Origin of the sequence: Anaeromusa acidaminophila DSM 3853 (assembly GCF_000374545.1) — a bacterium.
GTDB lineage: Bacteria > Bacillota > Negativicutes > Anaeromusales > Anaeromusaceae > Anaeromusa > Anaeromusa acidaminophila.
Genome location: NZ_KB894631.1, coordinates 1 through 2,333, shown reverse-complemented (window position 1 = coordinate 2,333; position 2,333 = coordinate 1). Strand labels below are relative to the sequence as shown.

At 51.7% G+C, this 2,333-nt stretch carries 1 protein-coding gene; it reads left to right on the top strand.

Annotated features, from left to right (window positions below; genetic code table 11):
• Positions 1–24 precede the first annotated feature (24 nt).
• Entirely contained in the window at positions 25–2,295 is a 2,271-nt protein-coding gene (locus tag C508_RS0117270) for a phage/plasmid primase, P4 family (protein WP_026319592.1), read from the top strand.
• Positions 2,296–2,333: the final 38 nt, after the last annotated feature.

Genomic DNA, 2,333 nt, shown 5'->3' with positions numbered 1-2,333 from the left:
CTAAGTCGAAAGGGGGCGGCGGCAGTGGAAAAACTGAAACAAGAGCCAATCTGGGTATGTTGGCGTTATGAAGCTGTCAAGGGCCGCCGCACCAAGGTACTGTATTCCATTAAAGGGCGCAGGACTGGGACAAGCAAGAAATACAGCGGCGATTGGGTTTCCTATAATGAAGCAACACAAGCCAAGGAGAAAGGCTCCTTTGACGGCATAGGCTTTGTCATCCCTGCCGGGATCGTGGTTATTGACCTTGACCACATTAGCGATGATGATACCCTTGCCACAGAATTAAGCCATCAGCTTAAAACCTACGGGGAGCGTTCGCCAAGCGGCCACGGCATCCACTATATCGCAACTGTGGACTTAGCCAAAGTCCCGCAGTCGGATGGAAAGCTGGCCCCGGAATATTACGTCAAAAACCCACACAACAACATGGAGATTTACTTCGGCGGGCTGACTAATCGCTACATGACCTTCACTGGCAACACCATTAACGAAATGCCTGTAAGCGAGCAGACTGAAGGAATCCAAGCCATCCTGGACAGGTATATGAAAAAAGACTTGGCAAAAAATCCGGAGATTGACCACAGTGCCGCTTTTGATGATTTTGACGTCCTCGCCGCTTTGCGAAAGGCGAAGAACGGCGCGAAGTTCATCGCCCTCTTTGACCACGGGGATATCTCAGGCTACGCCAGCCCTTCCGAAGCCGACCTGGCTTTATGCAGCTTTCTGGCTTACGGCACAGGCGGGGATGTCAGTAGTATCGACACCCTTTTCCGGCAGTCCAAGCTGTACCGGGAGGAAAAGTGGAAACGCGAGGATTACCGCAAAGCTACCATTGAAAAAGCGATTGCTGGCTGCAACGGAAGGTTCCACATTGCGAAAAGGCCGATGCCCCCCTACATCTACTATGACCAAAACGCCAAACGGCTGCGGGTCAACTGTCCCATGCTGGCCAGACACATCCGCGAGGATTTGCGGTATATCTTCGTGCGGGACAGCGCCAAGGGCGGAGTTCTCCGTTATGTATATGAAAGTGGCTGCTACAGGCTCTATGCCGATGAAATGCTCAAAGGCGTCATCAAGGAGTATATTGCCAGCTTTGACGAGAACCTCCTGCGCATGGGCGATGTCAGTGAGGTGTTCCAACAGATCGCCACTGACCTCGTGTTTAAAACCAATGATGAACTAAACTCTGACGAAGACATCATCAACTTCCAGAATTGCATCCTCCGAGTATCGGATATGGCGATACTTCCCCATAGCGCGGATATCCTGTCAACGATACAGATACCCTGCGACTGGATGGGAAGTCCGAGCGCCACTCCGGTGTTCGACCTTTTCATGGCTGCGCTGACAAGCGGCGATAAGGAAATTGAAAACCTGCTCCTGGAGTTCATGGGCGTGTGCTTGTCCAACGTCAAAGGCTGGCGGATGAAAAAGGCTTTGTTCATGGTTGGCCCCGGCGATACCGGAAAGTCGCAGCTAAAGAGCCTGACCGAGCGGCTACTCGGGCGTGGGAACTTCATCGGCATCGACCTTAAGGAAATCGAAGCGCGGTTCGGAACCGGAAACATCTACAACAAGCGCCTTGCCGGAAGTTCTGATATGAGTTTCCTGACCGTGGATGAACTGAAAACCTTCAAGAAATGCACTGGCGGTGACAGCCTGTTTGCCGAATTCAAAGGGCATAACGGCTTTGAGTTCACCTACAACGGCCTGCTGTGGTTTTGCATGAACCGTCTGCCGAAGTTCGGCGGCGATGACGGGCATTGGGTCTACAACCGCATTATGCAGATGGAATGCTCGAATGTAATCCCGCTTGCCAAGCAGGACAAGCAGCTATTGGACAAGCTATATGCCGAACGCAGCGGAATTGTCCACAAGGCGGTTATGGCACTCAAACAGGTGATTGCAAACGGTTATGTATTCTCCGAGCCGGAGAGTGTGGCTGCTGCCCGCAAGACTTATATGGAAGAAAACAATACCGTGATCGCCTTTTTCCAAGAGTGCATGGCAGAGCGCCCGCAACTTAAGATCAAGGACAATTGCACCACTGGCAGAGTATTTGAGGTTTATAAGGCTTGGTGCGCTGACAATAACCATGGCTACGCCAAGACCGCCAAGGAGTTCCGCGCGGAACTTGCCGCCTATTTGAACACAGTCCATGCCGATTTAATCACACGCCGGGGTACTGGCGGCAACTTCTACCGCAGATACACCTTGACCGATGAAGCAAAGGAACTGTACCGAAAGGCATACGGCTATGACGATGCGGCGCTCTTCGCATCCAGCTAAAAAACAGTGAAAGTAGTGAAAGTTAGGTGAAAGTAAAA